Here is a 25,760-nt window from a genome sequence, read left to right as displayed (position 1 = left end):
GAAGTTGGAGCCATTCCAATCCGATTCCCTCGATAATTTCCAATCGTATTTCCAATCTTTCCCGATCAGTTTATCTGATCGATATGCTCACGCTCCGCCAGCTCCGCTATTTCGAGGCTCTCAGCGAGACCCTGCATTTTGGGCAGGCCGCGCGCCGTCTCAACATTTCGCAGCCCGCGCTTTCGGCGCAGATCGCTCAGCTTGAGGAGTATTTCGGCGCAGCCCTGTTCGAGCGCCGATCCACGGGCGTCGCGGTAACGCCGGAGGGCGAGCGGGTGAAGCGGCGGGTGCGGCGCATTCTGGCCGAGGTGCGCGACCTCGAAGCCCTGACGCAGGCCCATGGCGAGCTTCTCGTCGGCCAGCTGCGCATCGGAATCATCGCCTCGCTCGCGCCCTATCTCCTGCCTGGGCTCCTGGCCGAACTCGGCCGCTCCTATCCGCGCCTGACAGTGGGCGTGCGGGAGAACGTCACGGCGATTCTGGCCGACGAGTTGGCGCGCGGCGATCTCGACTGCGTGGTTCAGGCGCTGCCGGTGGAGCGCAAGGGAGTGTCGACCATTCCGCTCTGCGAGGACCCGTTTCTGCTGGCCGTGCCGGAAGGGAGCGGCGATCGCATCCCCGCCCCCGTGTCCCCCAGCCAGCTGGAGGGCGAGCGCCTGATTCTCTTGGAAGAAGGTCATTGCCTGCGCGATCAGGCGCTGGATGTCTGCCGAATCGCAGAGCAACGCGATCTGGCGACGCTCGGCGCGACGAGCCTTACCACGTTGATGCGCATGGTCGCGGGAGGGCTTGGCGTCACGCTCGTGCCGCAAAGCGCGGTTGAGACGGAAGCGCGCGCCGGCGGCATCCGCTTCCTGCCCTTCGAAATCCCCGTTCCCTCGCGCCATCTGGCGCTCGCCTTCCGCACCTCGTCGGGCCGGCGCTCCGATTTCGAGCGTCTCGCCGAGATGATCCGCGTGTGTCTCGGCCCGGCCGAGGGGAGCGGACACGAAAAGGCCGGCGATACCCAAGCACCGCCGGCCTCGATCTGATCAGAAAATTTTCGAGCGATTAGCCGCCGAAGCCGGGATAATTCGGGCTTTCGCGGGTGATGGTCACATCATGGGCGTGGCTTTCGCGCAGGCCCGCGTTCGAGATGCGCACGAAGGTCGCCTTCTCTCGGAACTCTTCCAGCGTCGCCGCACCCGTATAGCCCATGGCCGCGCGCAGGCCGCCGGTCAGCTGGTGGATGACGTTCCCGACCGGGCCCTTGTAGGGCACCTGCCCCTCGATGCCTTCCGGCACGAGCTTCAGCGTGTCGCGCACTTCGGCCTGGAAGTAGCGATCGGCCGAGCCGCGCGCCATGGCGCCGACCGAGCCCATGCCGCGATAGGCTTTGAACGAACGGCCCTGGTGCAGATAGACCTCGCCGGGGCTCTCCTCGGTGCCGGCCAGAAGCGAGCCGACCATGGCGGCCGACGCGCCCGCCGCCAGCGCCTTGGCGAGATCGCCGGAGAACTTGATGCCGCCATCGGCGATGATGGGCACGCCGGCCTTGTCGGCCACCGCCACCGCATCCATGATCGCGGAAAGCTGCGGCACGCCGACGCCCGCCACGATGCGCGTGGTGCAGATCGAGCCCGGCCCGATGCCGACCTTCACGCCGTCCGCGCCCGCGTCGATCAGCGCCTGCGTGCCACCCGGCGTCGCGACGTTACCGGCTATGATCTGAACTTCGTTGGACATTTTCTTGACACGCGCCACGGCGTCCAGAACGCGCTGCGAATGCCCGTGCGCGGTGTCGATGACGATGAGGTCGATCCCCGCGTCGATCAGGCGCTCGGCGCGCTCGAACCCGTCATCGCCGACGCTGGTTGCGGCCGCCGCGAGCAGACGGCCCTGCGCGTCCTTGGCGGCATTGGGGTTGAGCTGGGACTTCTCGATGTCCTTGACGGTGATGAGGCCGATGCAATGGCCCTCGCCGTCCACCACGAGCAGCTTCTCGATGCGATGCTTGTGCAGAAGGCGCTTGGCCTCGGCCTGATCGACATTCTCGCGCACGGTGATGAGATTTTCTCGCGTCATCAGCTCGAAGATCTTCTGGCGATCGTCGGAGGCGAAGCGCACGTCGCGATTGGTCAGGATACCGACGAGCCGGCCCTTGGTCTGGCCGCCCTTGCCGCCATTCTCCACCACCGGAATGCCGGAAATACGGTGGACCTGCATCAGCGTGCGCGCGTCGCCCAGCGTCGCGTCGGGGCCGATGGTGACGGGGTTCACCACCATGCCGCTTTCGAACTTCTTCACCTGCCGAACCTGTTCGGCCTGCTCGGCGGGCGTCAGGTTGCGATGGATGACGCCGATGCCGCCGGCCTGCGCCATGGCGATGGCAAGGCGCGATTCCGTCACCGTGTCCATAGCGGCCGAGAGCATCGGAATGTTCAGATGAAGCGAGCGGGTGATGCGGGTGCGCACATCGACCTGCCCCGGCATGACCTCGGAATGACCCGGCTGCAGCAGCACGTCGTCGAAGGTGAGCGCGAGCGCACCGGTGGCTGTTTCGATGATGCGAGCCATGGGCCAGTCCTTAAATGGAATGCGGCGCCTGGGAGGGCGCCGGATTGTCGAGGATTGGCACGGGCTCGTAGCACGGTGTCCGGCGGAAGGAAAGCCGCCGCGCCTAGCCGGAAACGAGGGTCTGGTATGTCTCCGGCACGAAGCGGAACGCGTCTCCCTCAGCCTGCACATAGCCGATTCCCGGAAACGGCAGGTGATAGCCGATCAGAGGTGTGCCGGACTCCGCAAGCTTCGTCGCCCAGCGCCGGCGCGTTTCGGCCGCCGCTTCCTTGTCCTGGTCGAAGCGCACATGCCAGTCCGGCTTCTGGAAGGACACGACGAACTGCGAGAACGTGTCGGCCGTCAGCACCACGGTCTTGTCGCCCGAGCCGACCTCGAAGCAGAGCATTCCGGGCGTATGGCCGAAAGCGGCGCGCGCCACCATGCCGGGCACGATCTCGCCGCCGTCCTCAACCAGCCGGGTCTTGTCCTTGAAGGGTCCGAGCTTCGTCTCGACCGCCTTGGCATTCTCGGCGCGCGGACCGTTCTTCGCCTCGTCCGAGGTCCAGAATTCCATTTCCTGTCGCCCGACGACGATCGACGCGTTGGGGAAGGCCGACGCGCCGTCTTCCGTCAGGCCACCGATATGATCGCCATGCAGATGTGTGAGCGCGATGACATTGATGTCGTCCGGCTGGAAGCCGGCCGCCTGCATCCGCTGGCGCAGGAGGCCCATGCCGTTGGCGCGGCCACCCTCACCGAAGCCGGTATCGACCAAAACGGTCTGCCCGCCGGTTTCCACGATGACGACATTGAAGAAGTTGACGAAGCGATCACGCGGCAGCCGGTTCGCCGCCATGAGATCGCCCACGGCCTCGGCGCTCTGGTTCTCGCCGAAGGTCGGGTGCGGACCCTCGCCGGGGCGAACGCCATCGAGGATCACCGTGACGCGCGCGTCGCCCAAGGTGAAGCGGTGCCAGCCGGGCGCCAGGGGATGCGTGTCTTCGCTCGTCATGCTCGTCTCCGATCTTGCCGCGCCGGCCACCGAGTTCTGAGCCGCAGCGGAGCCCAGCCCCAGGCTCGTGGCCGCCAGACCGCCGGCCGCCACCATGATCGCCTCGCGGCGGTTGAAACGTCCCGTGTTCGGCATGGCCGTTCTTCCTCCAAGCTAGGCATCCCGGGCGAAAGGGCCAGATGCCTTCAGCATGTCACCGCGAATGTCAGACCAACATGCGATTTGAGCAGGGCGCGGCAAGGCGCTCCCCTTTTCGTGAAAAGCGCGTCATGTCATTCGAGGCGAGCAACGCTTCCCTCTTCCCGCCGTTGTTGCGGTGTTCTTGAAGATCGACAGCGCAGGGTACGAGTCGCGCCGGCTTCGTTCGTGGCCCGACCGGAGGCAGCGGGGTTCGCCCCTTGCGTCAGGCCAGCCGGACCCCGAAGGAAGCCGGAATGCGCGTCCCGGCGCCAGCCCGGGCGGGCGTGATGGCGGGTCCGCCCGCCTTTCGCCTGTTCGGATACAGCCGTTCCGCCCCTTTCGGATTCTCGTCCCGTGAAACGCATCGTCCCTGTCGTCCTCGCCGTCGCGCTGTTCATGGAGAACATCGACTCGACCGTCATCGCGACCTCGCTCGCGACCATTGCCCGCGACATCGGCGCAAGCCCGATCGCCCTCAAGCTCGCGCTGACGAGCTATTACGTCTCGCTCGCCGTCTTTATCCCGATCTCGGGCCGCATGGCGGATCGGTTCGGCGCGCGCGCCGTCTTCCAGATGGCGATCGGCATTTTCATGCTCGGCTCGCTGGCCTGCGGTTTTGCCAATTCTCTGGGAGGCTTCGTCGCCGCGCGCTTCCTCCAAGGGATCGGCGGCGCCATGATGACGCCGGTCGGGCGGCTGCTTCTGGTGCGCGCGGTGCCGCGCTCCGACCTTGTGGGTGCCATGGCCTGGTTCACCATCCCGGCCTTGATCGGCCCGCTGATCGGCCCCCCGCTCGGCGGCGCGATCTCGACCTATGCCGACTGGCGCTGGATCTTCTTCATCAACCTGCCGATCGGCGTGATCGGAATGATGCTGGCGCAGCGCTTCCTGCCGTTCATCGAGCCGATCCGCGACACGCAGTTCGACTGGCCAGGTTTCGTGCTGTCGGGTCTGGCGTGCGCGGGCGTCGTGTTCGGTCTGTCCGTCGTGTCCCTGCCCGCCTTGCCGCCGTCGGTAGGTGTCGCCACGACCGTGATGGGCCTCATCTTCGCGCTGATCTATGTCAGACATGCCCGTCGGCACGAGCGGCCCGTGGTGGAGCTTCGTCTCTTTCGTGTTGTGACCCTGCGCGCGGCCGTGGCCGGCGGCGGCCTGTTCCGCATCGGGGCGGGCGCCGTGCCGTTTCTGTTCCCGCTCATGCTCCAGCTCGGCTTCGGCTACTCGCCCTTTCAGTCCGGCCTGATCAGCGCCGTGTCGATCGGCGGGGCGATGATGATGAAGACGCTGGTGAAGCCGATCCTGAAGCAGTTCGGCTTTCGGGTGACCCTGCTCAGTGCGGCCGTCGTGGGCGGCGTCCTCATGGGCGCGCTCGGCTTTTATCGGCCGGACATGCCGCTGGCGGTGCTGGTGCTTCTTCTCCTGATCGGCGGCTTTTTTCGCTCGCTCTTCTTTACGGGTGTCAACACGCTGGCCTTTGCCGACGTGCCGCAAGCCAAGACCGGCGACGCGACGGCACTTCTGGCTGCGTTCCAGCAGGTCGCCATTGCCGGCGGCGTCGCTGTGGCGGGCGCCGTGCTGGAAGGCAGCATGATCTGGCACGGGCGCGATAGCGCGATGCTCGGCGACTTCACGCTCGCCTTCTTCGTGGTCGGCGTCGTGACCGTGCTTTCCACCCTCGCCTTCCTGCGCCTGCCGGCCGATGCCGGGGCGGAGGTCGCGGGGCGGCGCGTTCCGGCGGAATAGGACAATACCCATAAAAATGGGCGGCCTTCGGAGCCGCCCTTTTCGTATCGGTGAAGGTCGATCAGTCCTCGTCGCCCGTCTCGTCCTCGGGCTCGCTGTCGTCGCCCGCCGCGTCGGGCTTGCGCCGGCCGCGAAAATCCTTGGCGAGCACGTAGAGTTCCACCGATCCGTCGCGCGACGCCGGCGGCTTCACGTGATGGACTGAGCGGAAGTTCTTCTTGAGGAGCGCCAGAAGCTCCCCTTCCGTGCCGCCCTGGAAGGTCTTGGTCAGGAAGTGCCCGCCCGGCCGTAGCGTGCGGATCGCGAAATCGGCCGCGACCTCGCACAGGTGCAATGTGCGCAGATGGTCGGTGCGGCGGTGGCCCGTGGTGGGCGCGGCCATATCCGACAGGACGATGTCGGGATCGCCGCCCAGAGCCTCGATCAGGCGTTGGGGTGCGCTGTCGTCGAGAAAGTCGAGTTCCAGAATCGTCGCGCCGGGGATCGGATCGACCGGCAGATAGTCGATGCCGACGACCCGCGCGTCGTCTGGCTTGGTCGCCGTGCGCTCCACCGCGACCTGACACCAGCCGCCGGGCGCGGCGCCGAGATCGACGATCTTCATGCCCTTTTTCAGGAGCTTGTAGCGATCGTCCATCTCGATCAGCTTGTAGGCCGCGCGCGAGCGGTAGCCGTCCGCCTTGGCGCGGCGGACATAGGGATCGTTCAGCTGGCGCTCCAGCCAGCGGCGGGAGGACACTTTCAGCCCACGCTTCTTCTTGACGCGGACCGTCAGCCCGCGATCGTCGCCTCGTCCTGAACCTGTCACGCGTCCGATCCTGCCTGTCCTGTTCCTGCCAAGTGGGATGCCGGGCGGCGCCACACGCCGTCCGCCACCATCATTTCCGTGAGCAATCCTTCACGCAGCCCCCGGTCCGCCACACGCAGAACCTTGGCCGGCCACACGCGCCGGATGGCCTGGAGAATAGCGCAGCCCGCCAGAACCAGATCGGCCCGATCCGAGCCGATGCAGGGGTTGGCGACGCGCTCCTCGAAGCTCCAGCCGAGCAGCTTGCCGACGAGGCCGTCCACATCCCGGTCGTTGAGCCAAAGCCCGTCCACCTGCCGCCGGTCGTATCGCTCCAGCCCCAGCTGGATTCCGGCCAGCGTCGTGACGGTGCCCGAGGTCCCCAGGAGATGGAACCCGTCCCGTCCCACGAGGTCGGCCAGCCGGTTGCGACCGGGGAAGGCGTGAATCATCGCCTCGACTTCGCGCACCATATGTTCGAACAGTTCGGGCGTGACATTGCGCCCACCGTGTTTTTCAGCCAGCGAGACGACGCCGACCGGCAGCGAGGTCCAGGCCACGATATTGTTGGCGAGCCGCCGATTGGTGCCGCGCCGGAGGTCCAGAAGCGCGATTTCCGTCGAGCCGCCGCCAATGTCGAACAGAACCGCGCCGCGCGCCGATCGGTCGATCAGCGAGCCGCAGCCGGACACGGCCAGCCGGGCCTCGGTTTCGCGGCTGACGATCTCCAGCCGCAGGCCGGTTTCGCGTTGAACGCGCGTGATGAACTCGCGCCCGTTAGCCGCCGATCGGCAGGCTTCGGTCGCGATCAGCCGCGCACCGCGAATCTCGCGCGCCGACAGCTTGTGGCTGCAGATTTCCAGCGCCGCGACGGCACGATCCATCGCGGTCCCCGCGAGGCTTCCCGTACGCCCCAGCCCCTCTCCGAGCCGCACGATGCGCGAAAAGGCGTCGATGACACGGAACTGCCCGGGCCTTGTCGGCACCGCGATCAGGAGCCGGCAATTGTTGGTGCCGAGATCAAGCGCGGCATAAGCGGGCACGCGTGGCGCGCCGTGCGTGGCGGCCGATCGGCTCGGCGCATGAGGCGCGGCAAGTGGCACCGGCGCGGGGCTCGGCCGGCCGGACGCCGCGCCAGCGGGCTGAGCAGCCGCCGGGAACCCCGCGCGGCCCTTCCGTCGACGGCGATTCTTGCCCTGACCCGGCCGCGCGCCGGCTGGCCCTTTGCGTTCGCGCAGCACGCGCTCCGCCTCCGCCACCTTCGCGCCCAGCGCTGGCGGCAGCTCGCGAAGTGCCGATCCGCCCGGAGGCGGTGCGGCAGGCGCATTGGTCTTGCGTCGACGGCGCTTCTGGCGCTTGGACGGCTTTCCGGCAGCTGATGGAGACGGATGGGAGCCAGCATTCGGCGCGCCGCGCTGCGGCCGGGCGGAGGCACGTGCCTCTCCCGTCTCCGCGCCCGCGCGCTCGCCGCCTTGCGACATCCCGCTCGATCCGTCTCGTCCGAAAGCCTTGTCGTCCTTTACCTTGGCAGCTCCTCGACCTTCTCTCGTCTCATGGTTCACTTCATATCTCCGGAGCGGCGTTCGGCCTGCCCCCTCGGCCCCCGTAGGGCCGCTTTCGTTGGATAGAAGTGTAGCCATCCGTTGTTTTTACACAAGGCACCCTTTCATCCAGCGGGCCGACACTCCACGATTTCCCTCGGTTTCCTGGCCCTCGTCGCCCGGTCGGATCCGCCAGAGCCTCTCCTGATCGTCTCGTGGCGACGGCAAAGCTCAGAAAGGCGATTGACGCCCCCGCACGAATCGACTACATCGCCATTCATCGAACGGCGGCCAGCGACACTGGCCGAACGGATCGAAAGCGGATCACTCGAAACGATCTGCTCTCCTGCTGGGGAATAGTTTAAGGGTAGAACAGCGGACTCTGACTCCGCTAGTCTTGGTTCGAATCCAGGTTCCCCAGCCAGCTCAAATCCTGGACTTACGAGAGTTTAGGTGACAAGCCTCCTCGTGAGCCGACGCATCTCTCGTGTTTCAGACACTCGGGTTAGACAATCGCCGTCGCAGGCTGACCCTGTCGATCGAGACTAACGGGAAGATCGCGTCTGTTAACAGCCCGTTACGATTCGCTTTCTGGAAATGGCGCCGAACTCTGGCAATCGCCATTCGTACGGTCGAGATCCCCTCCCTCCTCGCGCCATCCTTTGTGACCGGTGCGCCGTATGATGCGAGGCATGACCGCGAAGCGTCTTCCCGAATAAAATCGGCATCGAAACGGTGAACGGTCCGGACGCGAACGTGGCCGACATCGTGGTCGCCTTTTCCGGCTCTGGCATTTAGCGTCTTGGTCGGATCACTGGAATCGAGGCCATGTCTCTGGACGCTTCTCCCGCCACGACGCTTACGATGGGCCGCGTCACGCTGACGGTTCACGATCTCGATCGCGTCGTGGCCTTCTATGAGGAAGCCGTCGGGCTGCATCTCCTTCGTCGGGATGCAGCCAGCGCCGAACTGGGAGTCGGAAATCACGTTCTTCTCGAGTTGCGGCACGACCCGACGGCGCGGCGTCGCTCTATGCGCGAGGCGGGGCTGTTTCACACGGCCTTTCTGCTGCCGAGCCGCACGGCGCTGGCGAACTGGACGCGCGAGGTGATGCGCCGACAGACACCTGTCGCTGGCGCGTCGGACCACGCGGTGAGCGAAGCGATCTATCTGTCGGACCCCGAAGGCAACGGCGTCGAAGTCTATGCCGATCGTCCGCGCGACCAATGGCGATGGGAGAATGGCGCCGTCGCCATGACGACGGACGCCCTTGATGTCGAGGATCTCCTCGCCGCCAGCGACGGCGCGCCCTGGACCGGTGTGCCGGAGGAAAGCTCGGTCGGGCATGTGCATCTTCAGGTCGGCGCGCTGGACGAGGCCGAAGCCTTCTATGCCGGCCGTCTGGGCCTCGATGTGACCTGCCGTTATCCCGGCGCGATCTTCTTTGCGGCCGATGGCTATCACCATCACCTCGCGACCAATATCTGGAACAGCCGAAAGGCGGGAACCCGCGCCTTCCCGTCGACCGGGCTTTCGGAACTCGAAATCCATGTGGCTCCGGCACGCGCGGCGGGAATCGGAGCAGGCGGTGAAAGCGATACCCAGACGCCGCTCACGCTCGCCGACCCCTGGGGCACACGGATCGCGCTTCTCGTTCGATAAGGAGGTCGGACCATGCTGGTCGATGGCAAATGGGTGGAGAATTGGCAGCCGGTTCAGGCCAAGGACGAAAAGGGCGGCTTCGTTCGTCAGGTCTCGGGCTTCCGCCACTGGATCACCCCGGACGGCTCGGCCGGGCCGACGGGTGAGGCCGGCTTCAAGGCCGAGGCCGGACGCTATCATCTCTATGTCGCGCTGATCTGCCCCTGGGCCTCGAGAACGCTGATCGCGCGCAAGCTGAAGGGGCTGGAGTCATCCGTCAGCGTAACCATCGTCGAGCCGGCTTTGACCGATCAGGGTTGGCGCTTCGGCGACGGAAGCCTGGCCGATCCCGATCCGCTCCACGGCGCGCGCTATCTGCACGAACTCTACACCCGCGCCGACCCGCATTACACCGGCCGCGCGACGGTTCCCCTCCTCTGGGATCGCCAGACGGATACGGTGGTCAGCAACGAGTCCGCCGATATCCTTCGCATGTTCAATTCGGGCTTCGGCGATCTGACAAAGAATCGTGTCGATCTCTACCCCACGGACCTGCGCGCCGAGATCGACGCGTTGAACGAGCGGATCTATCCGCGCCTGAACAATGGCGTCTACCGCGCCGGCTTCGCGACGACGCAGCTCGCCTATGAGGAAGCCTTCGCGGATGTCTTCGCGGAGCTTGGCGAATTGGAAGACTGGATGTCGAAGGGTGGGCCGTTCCTGTTCGGCGACCGATTGACGGAAAGCGATATCAGACTGTTCGTGACGCTGGTTCGCTTCGACGCGGCCTATTACGGGCTCTTCAAATGCAATCAGCGCCGCTTGGCCGACCACCCCGCGCTTCAGGCCTATATGCTGCGCATTCTTTCGCTGCCGGGTGTCCGCGAGACCGTCAGCATCGATCATATCAAGCGCGGCTATTATTCGATCCGGGCTCTCAACCCGACCGGCATCGTGCCGCTCGGGCCGGACCTGCCCTGGGCTGCGCAAGCAGGGGCCTGAGCACAGCGGACACGGAGCCAGCCGCGACCATCAGGCGGCTGGCCGTCCTCTTGTCAGCTTCGATGCGTTTTTGGCCGAAGGCAACGACGGGGGCAAGCCCACTCGCTGCTCCCTTCCCCGATCATCAACACCATGGCCCGCACCCGTCCCACATGGTCGGACCCGAAGCGGGTCCTGACGCACGAAAGCATCTCGAAGCGGCAGAGGGTCAACCGACGAAGCCGGGCATGATCCGCGCGAGAAAGCGGATCATCCTGTGCCTGCGCCGCGACCTACCAGAGCGCCGCGTGGCGGTTCACGTCCTTGTAGAGGAGATAGCGGAACGGGCCGGGGCCACCGGCGTAGCAGGCCTGCGGACAGAAGGCCCGCAGCCACATGAAGTCCCCGGCTTCGACCTCCACCCAATCCGAGTTCAGGCGATAAACAGCCTTGCCCTCCAGCACATAGAGCCCGTGCTCCATGACGTGGGTTTCCATGAAGGGAATGATGCCGCCCGGCTGGAAGGTGACGATGGTCACATGCATGTCGTGGCGCAGATCGTTCGGATCGACGAAGCGCGTCGTCGCCCAGGCGCCGTTCGTGTCGGGCATCGGCGTCGGCGCGATGTCCTTCTCGTTGGTGAAGATCGGATCGGGTTTGGCGATACCCTCGGCGGCTTCGTAGCGCTTGCGGACCCAATGGAACGTCGCTGCCGCTTCGCCCTCGTTGCGCAGGGTCCAAGCGGACCCGGCCGGCAGATAGGCGAAGCCGCCGGGCGAAAGGCGGTGCGTCTCGCCGTTGAGCGTCACGCTGATCTCGCCGGAGACGACGAAGAGCGCGCCCTGCGCTTCCTCGTCCGGCTCGGGCTTGGCGCTGCCGCCGCCCGGCTGCACTTCCATGATGTATTGCGAGAAGGTCTCGGAAAAGCCGGTCATCGGCCGCGCGATGATCCAGAGCCGCGTCTTTTCCCAATGCGGCAGGAAGCTCGTCACGATGTCGCTGTAAACGCCGCGCGGGATGATCGCATAGGCATTGGTGAAGACCGCCTTGCCGGACAAAAGCTGGTCCTGCCCCGGCAGGCCGCCGGGCGGCGAGAAGTAGGAGCGTTGTGTCATGGCCGACGCCTTCCTCTGAATGGTGAATCAGGCTTCGCATCGCATGAGGAAGGCTCCAGCGGCAACGCCTCTTTCTTGCCGTCTGGCCGCGCTTGAGAGTAAGCCTCGGCTGACTGAGGAGACGACACGCCCATGACCGCCCCGCGCCCATCCATCGACAGCCTCATCGCCGCAGAGATCGGCGCGCGGGAGGCGCAGGTCGCGGCCGCCGTCGCGCTGCTCGACGGCGGCGCGACGGTTCCCTTCGTCGCGCGCTACCGCAAGGAGGCGACGGGCGGGCTGGACGACGCGCAGCTTCGCACGCTGGAAGTGCGGCTCACCTATCTGCGCGAGCTGGAATCGCGGCGCGAGACGGTGCTGCGCTCCATCCGCGAACAGGGCAAGCTGACGGATGCGCTCTCGCGCCAGATCGAGGGCGCGACCACACGCGCCACGCTGGAAGACCTCTACCTCCCCTTCCGTCCCAAGCGCCGCACGCGCGCGGACGCGGCGCGCGAAAAGGGGCTCGGGCCGCTGGCCGAAACGCTCCTGACCGATCGTTCCGCCGACCCGGAGGCGCTGGCCAAGCGCTTCCTCGGGGATCAGGTCGCCGACACCAAGGCCGCGCTGGAAGGCGCGCGCGACATCGTGGCCGAGACCATGGCAGAGACGCCGGCGCTGGTCGGCGCGATCCGCACCCATCTCGTCGCCAAGGCGCGTATTCGCGCCAAGGTGCAGAAGGGCAAGGAAGAGGCCGGCGCCAAGTTCTCCGACTATTTCGATCATGAAGAGAAATGGGCGACCGCTCCGAGCCACCGCGTTCTGGCGCTCCTGCGCGCCGAGAAGGAAGGCGTCATCTCGCTCGACATCGAAGTGGATGCCGACGACGCCTCGCCCGTGAAGCCGGTTGAAGCGATGATCGCGCGGCAGTTCGGCGTGAAGACGCAGGGCGGCACGCCGGCCGAGCGCTGGCTGATGGATGTCGCGCGCTGGGCGTGGCGGCAGAAGATCCACGGCTCGCTCTCCAACGAGATGATGGCGACCATGAAGGAAGGCGCGGATGCCGAGGCGATCCGCGTCTTCTCGCGCAATCTGAAGGACATTCTCCTCGCCGCCCCCGCCGGGCCGAAGGCCACGATGGGTCTCGATCCGGGCATCCGGACCGGCGTCAAGGTCGCGGTCGTGGACGGAACCGGGCGGCTGGTGGACACGGCGACGGTCTATCCCTTCCAGCCGCGCAATGACGTGGCGGGCGCCATGATGGTGCTGGCCGGGCTGATCGAGAAGCACAAGGTCGAGCTGGTCGCCATCGGCAATGGTACGGCCAGCCGCGAGACCGAAAAGCTGGCGGCGGACGTCATCGCCAAGCTGCCGGGTGCCAAGCCCACCAAGGTCGTGGTGTCGGAGGCCGGCGCGTCGGTCTATTCGGCCTCCGAGATCGCCTCGCGCGAATTGCCGGGCGTCGATGTCTCCTTGCGCGGCGCGGCGTCCATCGCGCGCCGCCTGCAGGACCCGCTCGCCGAGATCGTGAAGGTGGACCCGAAGGCCATCGGCGTCGGCCAGTATCAGCACGATGTCGACCAGCCCGCCCTCTCCCGCGCACTGGAAACCGTGGTGGAAGATGCGGTGAACGCGGTCGGCGTCGATGTGAACACCGCCTCCGCCGCGCTTCTCTCGCATGTCTCGGGCATCGGCCCGTCGCTGGCGGACGCGATCGTCGCGCACCGGGACAAGGAAGGCCCGTTCAAGACGCGCCGCGCGCTCCTGAAAGTGCCGCGCCTGGGGCCGAAAGCCTTCGAGCAATGTGCGGGCTTCCTGCGCATTCAGGGCGGCACGGAGCCGCTGGACGCCTCGGCGGTGCATCCAGAAGCCTATCCCGTGGCGCGCAAGATCGTCGAGGCCTGCGGGCGCGATCTGCGCTCGCTGATGGGCGACGGCGCGGCGCTGAAAAAGCTCGACCCGCAGCGTTTCGTGAGCGACGGGTTCGGCCTGCCGACGGTGAAGGACATTCTGGCGGAACTGGAAAAACCCGGCCGCGACCCGCGCCCGGCCTTCCGCACGGCGAGCTTTGCCGAAGGGGTCAACGAGATCAAGGATCTGCGCCCCGGCATGATGCTGGAAGGCACGGTGACGAATGTCGCCGCCTTCGGGGCCTTCGTGGATATCGGCGTCCATCAGGACGGTCTCGTGCACGTCTCGCAGATCTCGGATCGGTTCGTGAAGGACCCGGCCGAGGTGGTGAAGGCTGGCCAGGTCGTCCGGGTACGCGTGGTCGAGGTGGACGAGAAGCGCAAGCGCATTTCGCTCTCGATGAAGACACAGGCCGAGCCGGATGCCGCCCCTCGCAAGCGCGACGAGGCTGGCGCTTCCAAAGGCCAAGCCCGGCCGGATCGGCGCGAGGCCAAGCCCGCAGCGCCCGCCATCGGCGGCTTCGGCGCCGCGCTGGCCGACGCCTTCAAGCGCCGATAGGGAGCCCGCCTTGAGCGCATCCAAGACCCCGCCCGGCGCGAGTAGGCGGGCCGCCCTGCCCTATCCCAATCCGGACCCCGCGCTCTGGCCACGCTATGGCGCGCTCGGATGGCTCGCGCGGCTTCAGCTTCTTTGGCGCGAGCGGCGCTATCGCCAGCGGGGCAAGGCAACGGGCGATTGCCGCCTGACGGAAGTCAAGCCGATGGCCGCCGCGCCGGGGCCGCGCGACATCGTGCTGATCACGGTGGTGCGCAATGCGATGGCGACGCTGCCCTCCTTCCTCGATCATTACCGGCGGCTGGGCGTGCAACATTTCGCCGTCGTGGACGACGCCTCGACGGATGGCAGCCGTGCCTTCCTCGAAGCGCAGCCGGACCTCGCGCTTTTTACCTCGGCCGGCAATTTCATGACCTCGGGCGGCGGTCTCGTCTGGCGCGATAGGATGCTGGATCGCATCGGCCGGGGGCGCTGGGTCGTCTCGATCGACAGCGACGAATATCTGATCTTCCCCGGCTGCGAGACGCGCCCGCTGCGAAGCTTCGTGGCGGACCTCGAACGGGCCGGGCTGAAGCGCGCCATGGCCCCGATGATCGATCTTTACCCGGAAGGGCCGATCGGCGGCGTTGCGCCTCCCGCCGACGCGCTGAGCGCGCCGACCGCTCTTTGCCCCCTCTTCGACGGGTCGCATTACGAAGTGGCGGACGAGAAGTTCTGCACCTCGATCCGGGGCGGCCCGCGCAACCGCGTGTTCGGGACGCAGATGCGGATGACGAAATTCCCGCTTCTCTTTGCCGATGCCGCTCTGCATTTCGCGACCAACACGGCCCATGGCCCGCTGCCGCTCGCGCGCAATTTTGCCCCGCCCGACGCGGTTCTCCTGCACCAGAAATTCGCCCCCGGCGCGGTGGAAATCTTCCGCACGCTGGCGGGCGAGGAAGCGCATTTCAACGGCGCGGAATTCTACAAGGCGATCGTGAAGAGCGACGAGTTCGGCCCGCACACGGACTTCCGCTACGAGGGATCGCTGCGCTTCCAATCCTCGGAAGATCTCGTTCGTCGCGGCTTCATGCGCGACCTCAGAAACTAGAAGGGCGGCCCGAAGGCCGCCCCGTATTTATCAGGCTGCGAAGACCACGAGCAGATCCTTGGCGTCGATCTGATCGCCAGACCGCACATGCACGGCCGCAATCGTCCCGTCCCGCTCGGCATGAAGCGCGGTTTCCATCTTCATCGCCTCGATGGAGAGCAGAATGTCGCCGGCCTTCACCGCCTGACCCGGCTGCACGGCGAGCGTCGAGACGACGCCGGGCATGGGGGCCGCGACATGGGCCGGGTTGCCGGCTTCCGCCTTCGGTCGAGCCGCGCCTGCACCGCCCGCCTTGGAGCGATCGGGCACCTTCACCCGGCGCGGCTGGCCGTTGAGTTCGAAGAAGACCGTGCGACGGCCCTTTTCGTCCGTATCGGCCGTGCCGAGGCAGCGCACGACGAGCGTCTTGCCGGGTTCGAGATCCACAAGAATCTCCTCTTCCGTGCCGATGCCGTAGAAGTAATTGGCGGTCGGCAGGGTCGAGACCGGGCCATAGGTTTCGGCGGCCAGCGCGAAATCCGTGAAGACCTTGGGATACATCAGATAGGAGGCAAACTCCTGATCGGAAATCTTCCGGCCGAGCTTCTCCTCGATCTTGGCGCGCTCGGCGGCAAGATCGGCGTCGGGGATCAGCGAGCCGGGACGAACCGCGATCGGCGCTTCGCCCTTCAGAGCCTTGCGCTGCAAACCTTCCGGCCAGCCGCCGGGAGGCTGGCCGAGATCGCCGCGCAGCATGGCGACTACCGAGTCCGGGAAGGCGATGTCGCGGGTCGGGCTTTCCACGTCTGCGACCGTCAGATCCTGCGCCACCATCATCAGCGCCATGTCGCCCACCACCTTGGAGGACGGCGTGACCTTCACGATGTCGCCGAACATGGCGTTGGCGTCGGCATAGGCCTGCGCCACTTCGTGCCAGCGGGTCTCCAACCCGAGCGAGCGCGCCTGCTCCTTGAGGTTGGTGAACTGGCCACCTGGCATTTCGTGGAGATAGACTTCCGAGGCCGGCCCCTTCAGATCGCTCTCGAAGGCGGCATACTGGTTGCGCACCGCTTCCCAATAGAAGCTGATGCGGCGGATAGCCTCCTGATCCAATCCGGGATCGCGCTCTGACCCACGCAGGGCCTCGTTCAGTGAGCCGAGGCAGGCCTGCGAGGTGTTGCCGGACAGCGCGTCCATCGCCGCGTCCACGGCATCGACACCCGCGTCCACGGCGGCGAGGATCGTGGCCGCCGCGATGCCCGACGTGTCGTGCGTGTGGAAATGGATGGGCAGGCCCACCTCGTCCTTCAGCGCCTTGACCAGAACCCGCGCGGCGGCGGGCTTGAGCAGGCCCGCCATGTCCTTCAGGCCGAGAATATGCGCGCCCGCGCGCTCCATCTCCTTGGCGAGATGGACGTAGTATTTCAGATCGTACTTGGAGCGAGTGGGGTCGAAGAGATCGCCCGTATAGCAGATCGCGCCCTCGCAGAGCTTGCCCGATTCCAGCACCGCGTCCATCGAGACGCGCATGTTCTCGACCCAATTCAGGCAGTCGAACACGCGGAAGAGATCGACGCCACCGCTCGCGGCCTCGCGCACGAACTGCTTCACCACATTGTCGGGATAGTTGGTGTAGCCGACGCCGTTGGAGCCGCGCAGCAGCATCTGCAGGAGGATGTTGGGGGCCTTCTCGCGGATCAGCGACAGGCGCTCCCATGGATCTTCGGTGAGGAAGCGCATGGCGACGTCGAAGGTCGCACCACCCCAGCATTCGAGCGACAAAAGCTGCGGCAGCGCGCGCGCATAGGCGTCCGCGATGCCGACGATGTCATGGGTGCGAACGCGCGTCGCGAGCAGCGACTGATGCCCGTCGCGCATCGTCGTGTCGGTGACGAGAACCTGGGGTTGCGCGCGCATCCATTCGGCGAAGCCCTTGGCCCCCAGCTCCTCCAGCTTCTGGCGTGTGCCCGGCCGGATCTCGCCCCGGAACTGCGGCGCGACCGGGAGGCGCGCGTCGGCGGGCGGGCGCGGCCGATTCTTGGTTTCGGGATGGCCGTTGACGGTCACGTCGGCCAGATAGGTCAGAAGCTTGGTCGCGCGGTCGCGCCGCTTCACCTGCGCGAAGAGTTCCGGCGTCGTGTCGATGAAGCGCGTCGTGTAGGAATTGTCGGCAAAGGCCGGGTGCGTGATGATCGCTTCGAGAAAGGTGAGGTTCGTCGCCACGCCCCGGATGCGGAATTCGCGCAGCGCGCGGTGCATGCGCGCGATCGCTTCCTGTGGGCTCGGAGCCCAGGCCGTCACCTTCTCCAGAAGCGGGTCGTAGAAGCGCGTGATGATCGCGCCCGAATAAGCCGTGCCGCCGTCGAGGCGGATGCCGAACCCCGTCGCGCCGCGATAGGCGGTGATGCGGCCATAGTCGGGAATGAAATTGTGCTCGGGGTCTTCGGTCGTGATGCGGCACTGCAGCGCGTGACCGTTGAGCTTGATGTCGGCTTGCGCCGGCACGCCCGATTCCGGCGTGCCGATGGCCGCGCCATCGAGAATGTGAATCTGCGCCTTCACGATGTCGATGCCGGTGACGACTTCCGTCACCGTATGCTCGACCTGGATGCGCGGGTTGACCTCGATGAAGTAGAACTCGCCCGAATCGGCATCCATCAGGAATTCGACCGTGCCCGCGCCGACATAGTTCGTCGCCGCGCAGATCGTGCGCGCATAGGCGGCGAGTTCGCGGCGGCGCTCGTCGTTCAGGTAAGGCGCGGGCGCGCGCTCCACGACCTTCTGGTTGCGGCGCTGGATGGAGCAGTCGCGCTCGAAGAGATCGACCACGTTGCCATGCGTGTCGCCGAGGATCTGCACCTCGACATGGCGCGCGCGCTCGACCAGCTTCTCGAGGTAGACCTCGTCCTTGCCAAAGGCGGCCTTGGCCTCGCGCTTGGCTTCCAGCACCTCGCGCGCCAAGTCCTCGGCCTTGCGGATGGCGCGCATTCCGCGCCCGCCGCCGCCCCAGGAGGCCTTAAGCATCACGGGATAGCCGATCTCTTCGGCAAGACGCGCGACTTGCCCCATATCGTCGGGCAGCGGATCGGTGGCGGGGACCACGGGCACGCCGACCTCAATCGCCAGATTGCGCGCCGCGACCTTGTTGCCGAGCCGGCGCATCGTTTCCGGCGATGGACCGATGAAGGTAATGCCGTTCTCGCGGCAGGCGTCGGCGAATTCGGGGCTCTCGGACAGGAGGCCATAGCCGGGATGGATCGCGTCCGCGCCCGACTGCTTGGCGACGCGGATCACCTCTTCGATCGACAGATAGCTCTCGATGGGGCCGAGATCGCGAGTGAGATGCGGGCCGCGACCGACCTGATAACTCTCATCGGCCTTGAAGCGATGCAGGGCGTATTTGTCTTCTTCCGCCCAGATCGCGACGGTCTTGAGGCCCAGCTCGTTTGCTGCCCGGAAGACGCGGATCGCGATTTCCGAACGGTTCGCCACGAGAATCTTCGCTATCGCCAACTGCCCATTCCCCCAAATCGACGTTTCGACAGCGAACTAACGCCAAGTTCCGCTGCGTTGCAATGCAGCAGCGAAGAGCGATTGTATCGAAGCGCAAATTCTCCATACTGGAACCATTCCAGGGAGGAGGCTTGCCATGTGTCATCTGTTTTCCGGGATTCCCCTCTCGCAATACGAGAGCGAGACGCGTTCGGTGCGCCTTGGTGGCCACGCCACGTCGATCCGCCTGGAAGCGGTCTATTGGCAGGCGCTGGAAGAGCTGGCCCGCTCGCAGGGCATGACGCTGCCGCGCTTCCTGACCGTGCTCTATGACGAAGTGCTGGAGCTGCATGGGGAGGCGCGCAACTTCACCTCGCTCTTGCGCTGCGTCTGTCTTCAGGACGCCGAGCGGCGCAACGCGGCCGCGCCCAAGCCCATGGTGCGCGTCGCGGCCTGACGTCGCCTTTTCATTCGGCCTCCGGCCTTGCGGCCGGAGGCTTTGGCAGAGGCGCTATTTCGCCTTGGCGGCTTCGTCCAGAAGCGCGGTGAAACTCGGCTGCGCCTTGCCGGGGTGCTTAACCGTGCGCGCGGCCTCCAGATTGTCCGGCTTGCCCGCCACCACCAGCGCGACCATGCCCATACCGTAATGCGGCGTGCATTTGATGCCGTAGACACCCTCCTTCTCGATCTTCAGCGTGTAGGGATGGTTGAAGCCGCTCTTGAAGGGCTCCACCCCGTCCGGCCACATGCCCTTGATCGACTCGGCATTGTGCCCCGGCTGCGTCGGCACGAAGGTGACCGTGTCGCCCGGTGCGGCGACGATATAGTCAGGCTCGAACACCATCGCGCCCTTGGCGCCGAGATTGAGCATCTTCACCTCATGGTCGGCCGCCTGTGCGGCCGGGGCGAAGGCGCAGACGAGGGCAAGAAGACCAAGGGCGCGGGCAGTTCCGTTCGGCATGTCGATGATCCGTCGTTGCGAGTTTCAAGCATTGGAGCGCGCCGGCGCCAAGGAAGGATGATGGCGCCGGCGCGGCGGCGTCCAGCCCAAGGGGAGAGCGGGCGGGACACCGCGATCAACGGGCCGGTCGGCCATAGCCCGCCTCTTCCGCGTAGGGCGAGGCGAGCCAGGGCGCGGAGCCCGCGCAGTCCGGTCAGAGTTCGCCGCGCGCCATGCGCCCGGCGATATGGTCGGCCTGACGCAGCGCCAAGGCGACGATGGTCAGCGTCGGGTTTTCCGCCGCGCCCGTGGTGAACTGCGAGCCATCGGAGACGAAGAGATTGGGAATGTCGTGCGTCTGGCCGAAGCGGTTGACGACGCCGTCGCTCGCCTTCTCGCTCATGCGGTTGGTGCCGAGATTGTGGGTCGAAGGATAGGGCGGCGTGTGGATGGTGCGCACCGCGCCCACCGCCTCGTAGATCGCAGAGCCCTGCTTGTAGGCGTGGTTGCGCATCGCCGTGTCGTTCTCGTGATCTTCGAAATGAACCGAGGCGACGGGCATCCCGAAGGCGTCCTTCTCGTCCGCCAGCGTGATGCGGTTCTCCTCGCGCGGCATGTCTTCGCCCACGATCCAGAGCCCGGCCATGTTCTGGTACTGGTCCATGGCGCTGGAGAAATCCCGGCCCCATTTCTGAGGGTCGAGGAAGGCGGCCATGAAGGGCAGGCCGAGCGACAGCGTCTCGAACTCGTAGCCGCCGGCAAAGCCACGGCTCGTGTCGTGTCGCGCTTCGTCGCGCACGATGCCGGCCATGGTCGTGCCGCGATACATGTGCACCGGCTTGTCGAAGATGCCGTAGACCGAGCCCGTGGTGTGGCGCATGTAGTTGCGCCCGACCTGCCCCGAGGAATTGGCGAGCCCGTCCTTGAACTGGTTCGAATGCGAGTTGAGAAGCAGGCGCGGACTTTCGATCGAATTGCCGGCGACCGCCACCGCCCTCGCCTTCTGCCGCTGCTCGACGCCATTGGCATCGGCATAGACGACGCCCGTCACCTTGCCTTGTGCATCATGTTCGATGCGCAGGACCTGGCATTCCGGCCGAACCTCCAGCTTGCCGGTCGCCTCGCCCTTCGGGATTTCGGCGACGAGGGTGGACCATTTGGCGCCGGACTTGCAGCCCTGAAAACAGAAGCCCAGTTGCATGCAGGAGCCGCGATCGTCGCGCGGCTCGGAATTGATGGCCATGCGGCCGGTATGGACTTCCTTGTAGCCGATCTTCTTGGCGCCCGCTTCCAGCACCTTGAAGTTGTTGTTGCCCGGCAGACCCGGAATGCCGTTGGTGCGCGTCACGCCCATCCGGTCCTCGGCCTGCGCGTACCAGGGCTCCAGTTCCTTCAGGTCGATCGGCCAGTCCAGGAGATTGGCCCCGGCAATCTCGCCATAATGGGTGCGCGTCTTGAACTCGTGCTCCTGAAAGCGCAGCGAGGCGCCCGCCCAGTGGACGGTCGAGCCGCCGACGGATTTCACGATCCAGGCCGGCAGGTTCGGGAAGGTGCGGGAAATGTCCCAGCTTCCCGAGGTCATGCGTTTATCCGTCCAGGCAAGCTGGCTGAACGAATCCCATTCGTCGTTGATGAAGTCCCAGGTCTCGTGCCGCTTGCCGGCTTCGAGGATGACGGTGTCGATGCCTTTCAAGGCCAGCTGCGTGCCGAGCGTTCCGCCGCCCGCGCCCGAGCCGACGATGACGAACACGCTGCTGTCGTTGAGGTCGTAGGGTGCTGCCATGATTGTTCCTCCCCGCCGCGCGCAGGCCGGGCTTCGTCTTGCCGCGAAGCCTCATGCGGCCCGCCGGGCGTCTTCATGCGATTGAAGCCCGCGAAACCGGCGATCAGGTCAGCCAGTTGATGTCGTTGAAGCCGCGCTCGAGATAGCCGCCCTTGTCGAAGGAGGAGCCCTCGTAGCCGAAGACGGGCCAGAGGTCCTTCTGGTTGTAGAGACCGACCACCAGATTGCCGCGCACCTTCTGGAAGAAGGGCGTGGGCTCGATCGCCTTCAGCAGCGCCACGCGGTCGGCCTCGCCCGCGACCTTGGCGTAGGGCACGCCATGCGCCGTCGCGGCCGCCTTGTTAAGCGCGGACATACCGTCTTCCAGAAGGGTCAGCTGATCGGGTGAGCCGCGCGCCGCCTCATCCAGGATTTCGACGGCGGTGGCGTAGTGCTTGTCGTCGATCTTGTCGTGCGGATAGCAGTCCCGCGACATCTGAACGAGCGAGGCGAAGGTTTCGGGCTTGGTGGCCTTGGGCATCTGCGCCCAGGCCTTGCCGGTGACGAGGCCGTTCGGCAGGACGGCAACGGTGAGGAGCGTGGTGCCCGCCCCTTTCAGAAAGACACGGCGGGACAGGCCCGGCGCAGCAAGAGACCGCGTGGTCATTCATTCCTCCCAGATGAAATGGCGGCCGCCCCTCGAGGCCTCCCAGCCGGGGCGGCGGCAGAAATTAGGCGAAGCGCCAGCTCCGCTCGAGAACCTCGATTTTGTAGCCATCGGGGTCTTCGATGAAGAAGAAGCGCGCGGCGTTGCCATCCGGCGTCTTCAGCTCCTTGATGTCCTTGGGCGAGAGGCCGGCGGCCTTCAGCCTGTCGTGCTCGGCTTCGAGACCGGAGACCGAGACGGCCAGATGGCCATAGCCATTGCCGAGATCGTAGGCGCCGGACTGCCCCTTGTTGACGGTCAGCTCCAGTTCGAAATCCGTCTCGGCATTCTTCATGTAGATCAGGGTAAAGCTGTCGAAATCGATCCGATCGGCGATCTCCAGCCCGAAGGCGGTGCGATAGAACTCGACCGAGCGCGCTTCGTCGAGCACGCGGATCATGGAATGGATGAGCTTGGCCACGCGAAACGAACCCTGACTGAGGCCCTTCCCTTGGATCGGAAGGGATCATTGAACAATCAAGAGATTAAGGACGGTTTTTGGGTGAAGGGTAGTAGCCCGATACGACAATGCCGGTCCCCTTTGACGCATCGCGGCAAAGATCACCCTCTTGTCCTGCGGCCGGGATCGGTTCACAGGCTGCTCGCATGACGAAAGCGGAAGCGGGCGATCCACTCGCCACCATCGAAGTCGCCATCGTGGGCGGGGGGCCGGCAGGGCTGGCAGCAGCCGAGATGCTGGCCGCGCGCGGGCGAACCGTCGGCGTGTTCGACGCCATGCCGAGCTTCGGGCGCAAGTTCCTGCTTGCCGGCAAGTCCGGCCTCAATCTCACGCATTCCGAACCCTATGAGCGTTTCGCCACGCGCTTCGGCGAGGCGAATGCGCATCTTGCGTCGGCTCTCGAAGGGTTCCCCCCGGAGGCCGTTCGAGCCTGGGCCGAGGCGCTCGGCGCACCGACCTTCGTCGGCTCGTCGGGCCGCGTATTCCCCGTCGCGATGAAGGCCTCGCCGCTGTTGCGCGCCTGGTTGAAGCGGTTGAGGGAGGCCGGCGTGCGCTTCTTCCCGCGCCATCGCTGGCTGGGGTTCGAGGGCGCGGCGCTTCGTTTTGCCACGCCCGAAGGTGAGCGTCTGGTCCCTGCCAGCGCGACGCTGCTGGCAATGGGCGGAGCCAGTTGGCCGAAGCTCGGTTCGGACGGCACATGGATGCCGATTCTCCAAAACCTCGGCATTGCGACCGCCCCGCTTCGCCCGGCCAATTGTGGCTTCGATGTCGATTGGAGCGCGCCGTTGCGCGAGCGTTTCGCCGGCGCGCCGGTGAAAGCGGTCACCGCGCGCTCCAGCGCAGGACAGTCTCAGGGCGAATTCGTGCTGACCAGGAGCGGCGTCGAAGGCAGTCTCGTCTATGCCCACGCGGCGGCCCTGCGTGATGCGATCGAGCGAGACGGCAGCGCTTGCCTCGAACTCGACCTCGCGCCCGGCCGCGCCCTGTCCGATCTCGTGGCGTCTCTCGCCCGCCAACCTGCCAAGGCGAGTTTTTCGACGCGGATGCGAAAGGGCGCGGGGCTCGACGCGGTGAAGACTGCGCTCCTGCGCGAAACGACGTCCGAGACCGAACGCGCCGATCCCCCTCGGCTTGCAGCCTCGATCAAGGCCCTGCCCCTGCGCCTCCTGCGCCCTCGCCCAATCGCGGAGGCGATCTCATCGGCCGGCGGGATCAAGCTCGGCGAGTTGGACTCGCGCTTCATGCTGACCCAGCGCCCGGGCCTCTTCGCGGTCGGCGAAATGCTGGATTGGGAAGCGCCGACCGGCGGCTATCTCCTGACCGCCTGCCTGGCCACCGGCCGCGCCGGGGGCCTTGGCGTGGACGCATGGCTGAGCGCGGCCGCCAAGAAAGGCCGGAGCCGAGCGCGAAAACCCGTCAAGGCCATTCAGCCCTGACCTCACCTACTTCGGTTCCCTGCCAATTGCGCAGATGGGTGCGCGACAGGCTGTCGTAGCGCTCCGCGAGCTCCACATCGTGCCCCTGCCAAAGCCGGGCCAGCGTCGCGGCGACGGCCGCCTCGGCCGCGCGCGTCGCGCCATCCTCCGCCTTCAAGGCGAAGCCCAAGCCCAGCTCGGGCACCGCGCCACAGAAAACGCCTTCCGCGCCCGTCTTGGCGAAGACCCGGCCGGGCGCGGCTTCCATCAGGCGCAGGCAGGCGCGCTTCGTGCCCGACATCAGCCAGGGCTCGGCCATGCAGGCGTCCATCAGCCTTTGCCCGGCGCGCGCACGCTCCGGGGCAACGCCCTCCCCGCCTGCCAGCCGCGCGAAGCCCTGGGCCAGGTTTCGCAGCGGCACGGCATGGGTCGGGATCGAGCAACCATCAATGCCCATCGGCAGGTCGCCTTCCGCCAGTCCGGTGACATCCGCGATCGCGGCCCGCACGCGGCGCTGAACGGGATGCTCCGCGCCGACATAGCTCTTCGGGTCTTCCCGCAGATGGACGGCCGTGCAGAGAAAGCCCGCGTGTTTGCCCGAGCAATTGTTATGAAGCTGCGTCGGCTGGAGACCTCGTCTCGCCAGCGAAAGCGCGACGGGCTGATCGAAGGGCCAATGGCATCCACATTCGAGATCACCTTCGCCGAGCCCTGCTCTTTCCAGCATCGTGCCGGCGAGTTCCACATGCCCGTCCTCGCCCGAATGCGAGGCGCAGCACAGCGACAAGGCGCGCGCGTCGAGCCCGAAGCGATCCGCCGCCCCGCTTTCGATCAGCGGTAGCGCCTGAAAGACCTTCACCGCCGAACGGGGAAACACCGGCGTCCCGACATCTCCGTGGGCGACGACATCGCGGCCCGCGCCGTCCACCACGGCCAGGCTGACATGATGTCGGCTTTCCACAGAACCGCCTCGGGTAACCTCGATGGTGATCGGCTTCATGTCCTGTCCTTTCCGGTCTCGGCGGGGCATGGCGGCCCTCAGCGTCGCATGGCATGTTCGTTCGCTCGCCTCGTCCCCATCTGACGAAGCGAACCTGCCTATCACGCTCTGTCAAACCGGCCGAACCATGCTGATTATCAGACCGCTTCTTCTGGCCTTCGTGCTGATCTATCTCCTGCCGGCCGCGCTGGCGACCGGGCTTTGGTGGATGGGCCAACATCCCACGAGTTGGAGCAAGGCGGATTGGAGTTCCGCGTCACTTCTGCCGCTTGCCGGCGAGGATAAGGACGCAGCGGTCTATATTCTGGCGGCGCGCACTGGCGGCCTCAAGGGCGCGCTGTCGGAACACTCGTGGATCGTCACCAAGGCCCCTGGTGCGCAGCGATACGAGCGCTACGACAAGGTCGGCTGGGGGATGCCGATCCGTCACAACGGCTATGCGGCGGACGGGCGCTGGTATTCCAACGAGCCGCGCGTCGTCGCGGCGCTGCATGGCCGAGCGGCGGAAGCGGCCCTGCCTGATATCGCACGCGCCATTCAATCCTACCCCTTCGCCGCGCGCGGCGGCTATCGCATCTTTCCCGGACCGAACAGCAACAGCTTCGTGGCTCATGTCCTGCGGGAGGTTCCGGCGCTCGGCGCGGTCCTGCCGCCGGCCGCCGTCGGGCGCGACTACCCGACCGATGGGCGCCTCGTCCGGCTCGACCGGGAGGCGCGGCAGTTCAGCGTCTCGCTGTTCGGTTATGCCGGCCTGTCCATCGGGATGCAGAGCGGCTTCGAAGTCAATCTGCTCGGCCTCGTCGCAGGCATCGATCCTTTCCGCTGGCAGATCAAGATCCCCGCCTTCGGCGCGTTCGGCTTCGCACCGCGCATCGCCTGACACGTCTCAGGCAGGGCACCGGTCCATTTGCAGATCGGCGCAAGTTTGATAGC

20 protein-coding genes and 1 tRNA gene are annotated in these 25,760 nt (G+C 66.2%); 10 read left to right on the top strand and 11 right to left on the bottom strand.

Translation table 11 applies throughout. The features are described from left to right. The first annotated feature begins 83 nt into the window (after positions 1-83). The gene (locus tag NS365_RS10440; protein ID WP_058600221.1) at positions 84-1,031 is read left to right on the top strand and encodes a hydrogen peroxide-inducible genes activator; all 948 of its coding nucleotides are present in this window, start codon (positions 84-86) and stop codon (positions 1,029-1,031) included. A gap of 19 nt (positions 1,032-1,050) precedes the next feature. Here the strand turns inward: NS365_RS10440 and guaB are convergent, their stop codons facing one another. Together guaB and NS365_RS10430 are read right to left on the bottom strand one after the other, a co-directional pair. Beyond that, positions 1,051-2,556 (bottom strand): IMP dehydrogenase, encoded by a 1,506-nt coding sequence (gene guaB / locus NS365_RS10435; protein WP_058600220.1) that lies wholly within the window; start codon positions 2,554-2,556, stop codon positions 1,051-1,053. Positions 2,557-2,659: 103 nt separating this feature from the next. Continuing rightward, entirely contained in the window at positions 2,660-3,685 is a 1,026-nt protein-coding gene (locus NS365_RS10430) for an MBL fold metallo-hydrolase (RefSeq protein WP_058600219.1), read from the bottom strand. 399 nt (positions 3,686-4,084) lie between these two features. On the opposite strand from NS365_RS10430, the gene NS365_RS10425 reads away from it, so the two are divergent. Beyond that, positions 4,085-5,473, top strand: a complete 1,389-nt coding sequence (locus NS365_RS10425) for an MFS transporter (RefSeq protein ID WP_058600218.1) — start codon at positions 4,085-4,087, stop codon at positions 5,471-5,473. Positions 5,474-5,534: 61 nt separating this feature from the next. On the opposite strand, the gene NS365_RS10420 is transcribed toward NS365_RS10425, so the two are convergent. Together NS365_RS10420 and NS365_RS10415 are read right to left on the bottom strand one after the other, a co-directional pair. Then, the gene (locus NS365_RS10420; protein WP_058600217.1) at positions 5,535-6,281 is read right to left on the bottom strand and encodes an RlmE family RNA methyltransferase; all 747 of its coding nucleotides are present in this window, start codon (positions 6,279-6,281) and stop codon (positions 5,535-5,537) included. After that, positions 6,278-7,741 (bottom strand): Ppx/GppA phosphatase family protein, encoded by a 1,464-nt coding sequence (locus NS365_RS10415; RefSeq protein WP_058600216.1) that lies wholly within the window; start codon positions 7,739-7,741, stop codon positions 6,278-6,280. The genes NS365_RS10420 and NS365_RS10415 overlap by 4 nt, the downstream gene beginning before the upstream one ends. 410 nt (positions 7,742-8,151) lie before the next feature. Here NS365_RS10415 and NS365_RS10410 point away from each other — a divergent pair. From NS365_RS10410 to NS365_RS10400, 3 genes are all read left to right on the top strand, one after another. Next, positions 8,152-8,225: transfer RNA gene (locus tag NS365_RS10410), tRNA-Gln, on the top strand. Between the two features lie 404 nt (positions 8,226-8,629). Beyond that, complete coding sequence (locus tag NS365_RS10405; protein ID WP_058600215.1) at positions 8,630-9,463, top strand: VOC family protein; 834 nt, start codon at positions 8,630-8,632, stop codon at positions 9,461-9,463. A gap of 12 nt (positions 9,464-9,475) precedes the next feature. Then, complete coding sequence (locus NS365_RS10400) at positions 9,476-10,444, top strand: glutathione S-transferase family protein (protein ID WP_058600214.1); 969 nt, start codon at positions 9,476-9,478, stop codon at positions 10,442-10,444. Between the two features lie 272 nt (positions 10,445-10,716). Here the strand turns inward: NS365_RS10400 and NS365_RS10395 are convergent, their stop codons facing one another. Next, a complete protein-coding gene (locus NS365_RS10395) occupies positions 10,717-11,538 on the bottom strand; it encodes a bifunctional allantoicase/(S)-ureidoglycine aminohydrolase (protein WP_058600213.1) in 822 nt (273 codons plus the stop codon). 132 nt (positions 11,539-11,670) lie between these two features. Between NS365_RS10395 and NS365_RS10390 the strand changes: the two genes are divergently transcribed. Beyond that, on the top strand, positions 11,671-13,986 hold the full coding sequence (locus NS365_RS10390) for a Tex family protein (protein WP_058600212.1): 2,316 nt from the start codon (positions 11,671-11,673) through the stop codon (positions 13,984-13,986). A gap of 10 nt (positions 13,987-13,996) precedes the next feature. After that, positions 13,997-15,073 (top strand): glycosyltransferase family 2 protein, encoded by a 1,077-nt coding sequence (locus NS365_RS10385; protein WP_058600211.1) that lies wholly within the window; start codon positions 13,997-13,999, stop codon positions 15,071-15,073. Between the two features lie 30 nt (positions 15,074-15,103). Here NS365_RS10385 and pyc read toward each other — a convergent pair whose 3' ends face one another. Further along, on the bottom strand, positions 15,104-18,565 hold the full coding sequence (gene pyc / locus NS365_RS10380) for a pyruvate carboxylase (RefSeq protein ID WP_058600210.1): 3,462 nt from the start codon (positions 18,563-18,565) through the stop codon (positions 15,104-15,106). Between the two features lie 136 nt (positions 18,566-18,701). Here pyc and NS365_RS10375 point away from each other — a divergent pair, with 136 nt between their 5' ends. Beyond that, on the top strand, positions 18,702-19,001 hold the full coding sequence (locus tag NS365_RS10375; protein ID WP_058600209.1) for a ribbon-helix-helix domain-containing protein: 300 nt from the start codon (positions 18,702-18,704) through the stop codon (positions 18,999-19,001). A 54-nt stretch (positions 19,002-19,055) separates the two neighbouring features. Here NS365_RS10375 and NS365_RS10370 read toward each other — a convergent pair whose 3' ends face one another. The 4 genes from NS365_RS10370 to NS365_RS10355 form a co-directional block, all read right to left on the bottom strand. Next, complete coding sequence (locus NS365_RS10370; RefSeq protein WP_058600208.1) at positions 19,056-19,505, bottom strand: pseudoazurin; 450 nt, start codon at positions 19,503-19,505, stop codon at positions 19,056-19,058. A gap of 193 nt (positions 19,506-19,698) precedes the next feature. Further along, positions 19,699-21,267, bottom strand: coding sequence for a GMC family oxidoreductase (locus NS365_RS10365; protein WP_058600207.1), 1,569 nt, complete (start codon positions 21,265-21,267; stop codon positions 19,699-19,701). Between the two features lie 103 nt (positions 21,268-21,370). After that, positions 21,371-21,913, bottom strand: a complete 543-nt coding sequence (locus NS365_RS10360) for a twin-arginine translocation signal domain-containing protein (RefSeq protein ID WP_058600206.1) — start codon at positions 21,911-21,913, stop codon at positions 21,371-21,373. Positions 21,914-21,977: 64 nt separating this feature from the next. Then, positions 21,978-22,373 carry a VOC family protein gene (locus tag NS365_RS10355; protein ID WP_058600205.1) on the bottom strand — a complete coding sequence of 132 codons (396 nt, stop codon included), beginning with the start codon at positions 22,371-22,373 and terminating at the stop codon, positions 21,978-21,980. 185 nt (positions 22,374-22,558) lie between these two features. Here NS365_RS10355 and NS365_RS10350 point away from each other — a divergent pair, with 185 nt between their 5' ends. Continuing rightward, positions 22,559-23,848, top strand: coding sequence for a TIGR03862 family flavoprotein (locus tag NS365_RS10350; protein WP_058600204.1), 1,290 nt, complete (start codon positions 22,559-22,561; stop codon positions 23,846-23,848). Here the strand turns inward: NS365_RS10350 and NS365_RS10345 are convergent. Continuing rightward, positions 23,829-24,827 carry an asparaginase gene (locus NS365_RS10345; RefSeq protein ID WP_058600203.1) on the bottom strand — a complete coding sequence of 333 codons (999 nt, stop codon included), beginning with the start codon at positions 24,825-24,827 and terminating at the stop codon, positions 23,829-23,831. The genes NS365_RS10350 and NS365_RS10345 overlap by 20 nt on opposite strands. A gap of 127 nt (positions 24,828-24,954) precedes the next feature. Between NS365_RS10345 and NS365_RS10340 the strand changes: the two genes are divergently transcribed. Next, a complete protein-coding gene (locus NS365_RS10340) occupies positions 24,955-25,707 on the top strand; it encodes a DUF3750 domain-containing protein (RefSeq protein ID WP_058600202.1) in 753 nt (250 codons plus the stop codon). The last annotated feature ends 53 nt before the right edge of the window (positions 25,708-25,760 follow it).

Origin of the sequence: Aureimonas ureilytica (assembly GCF_001475935.1) — a bacterium.
GTDB lineage: Bacteria > Pseudomonadota > Alphaproteobacteria > Rhizobiales > Rhizobiaceae > Aureimonas > Aureimonas ureilytica_A.
Note: the sequence above shows the minus strand (reverse complement) of the source record. Positions and strands in the feature narration are given on the sequence as shown.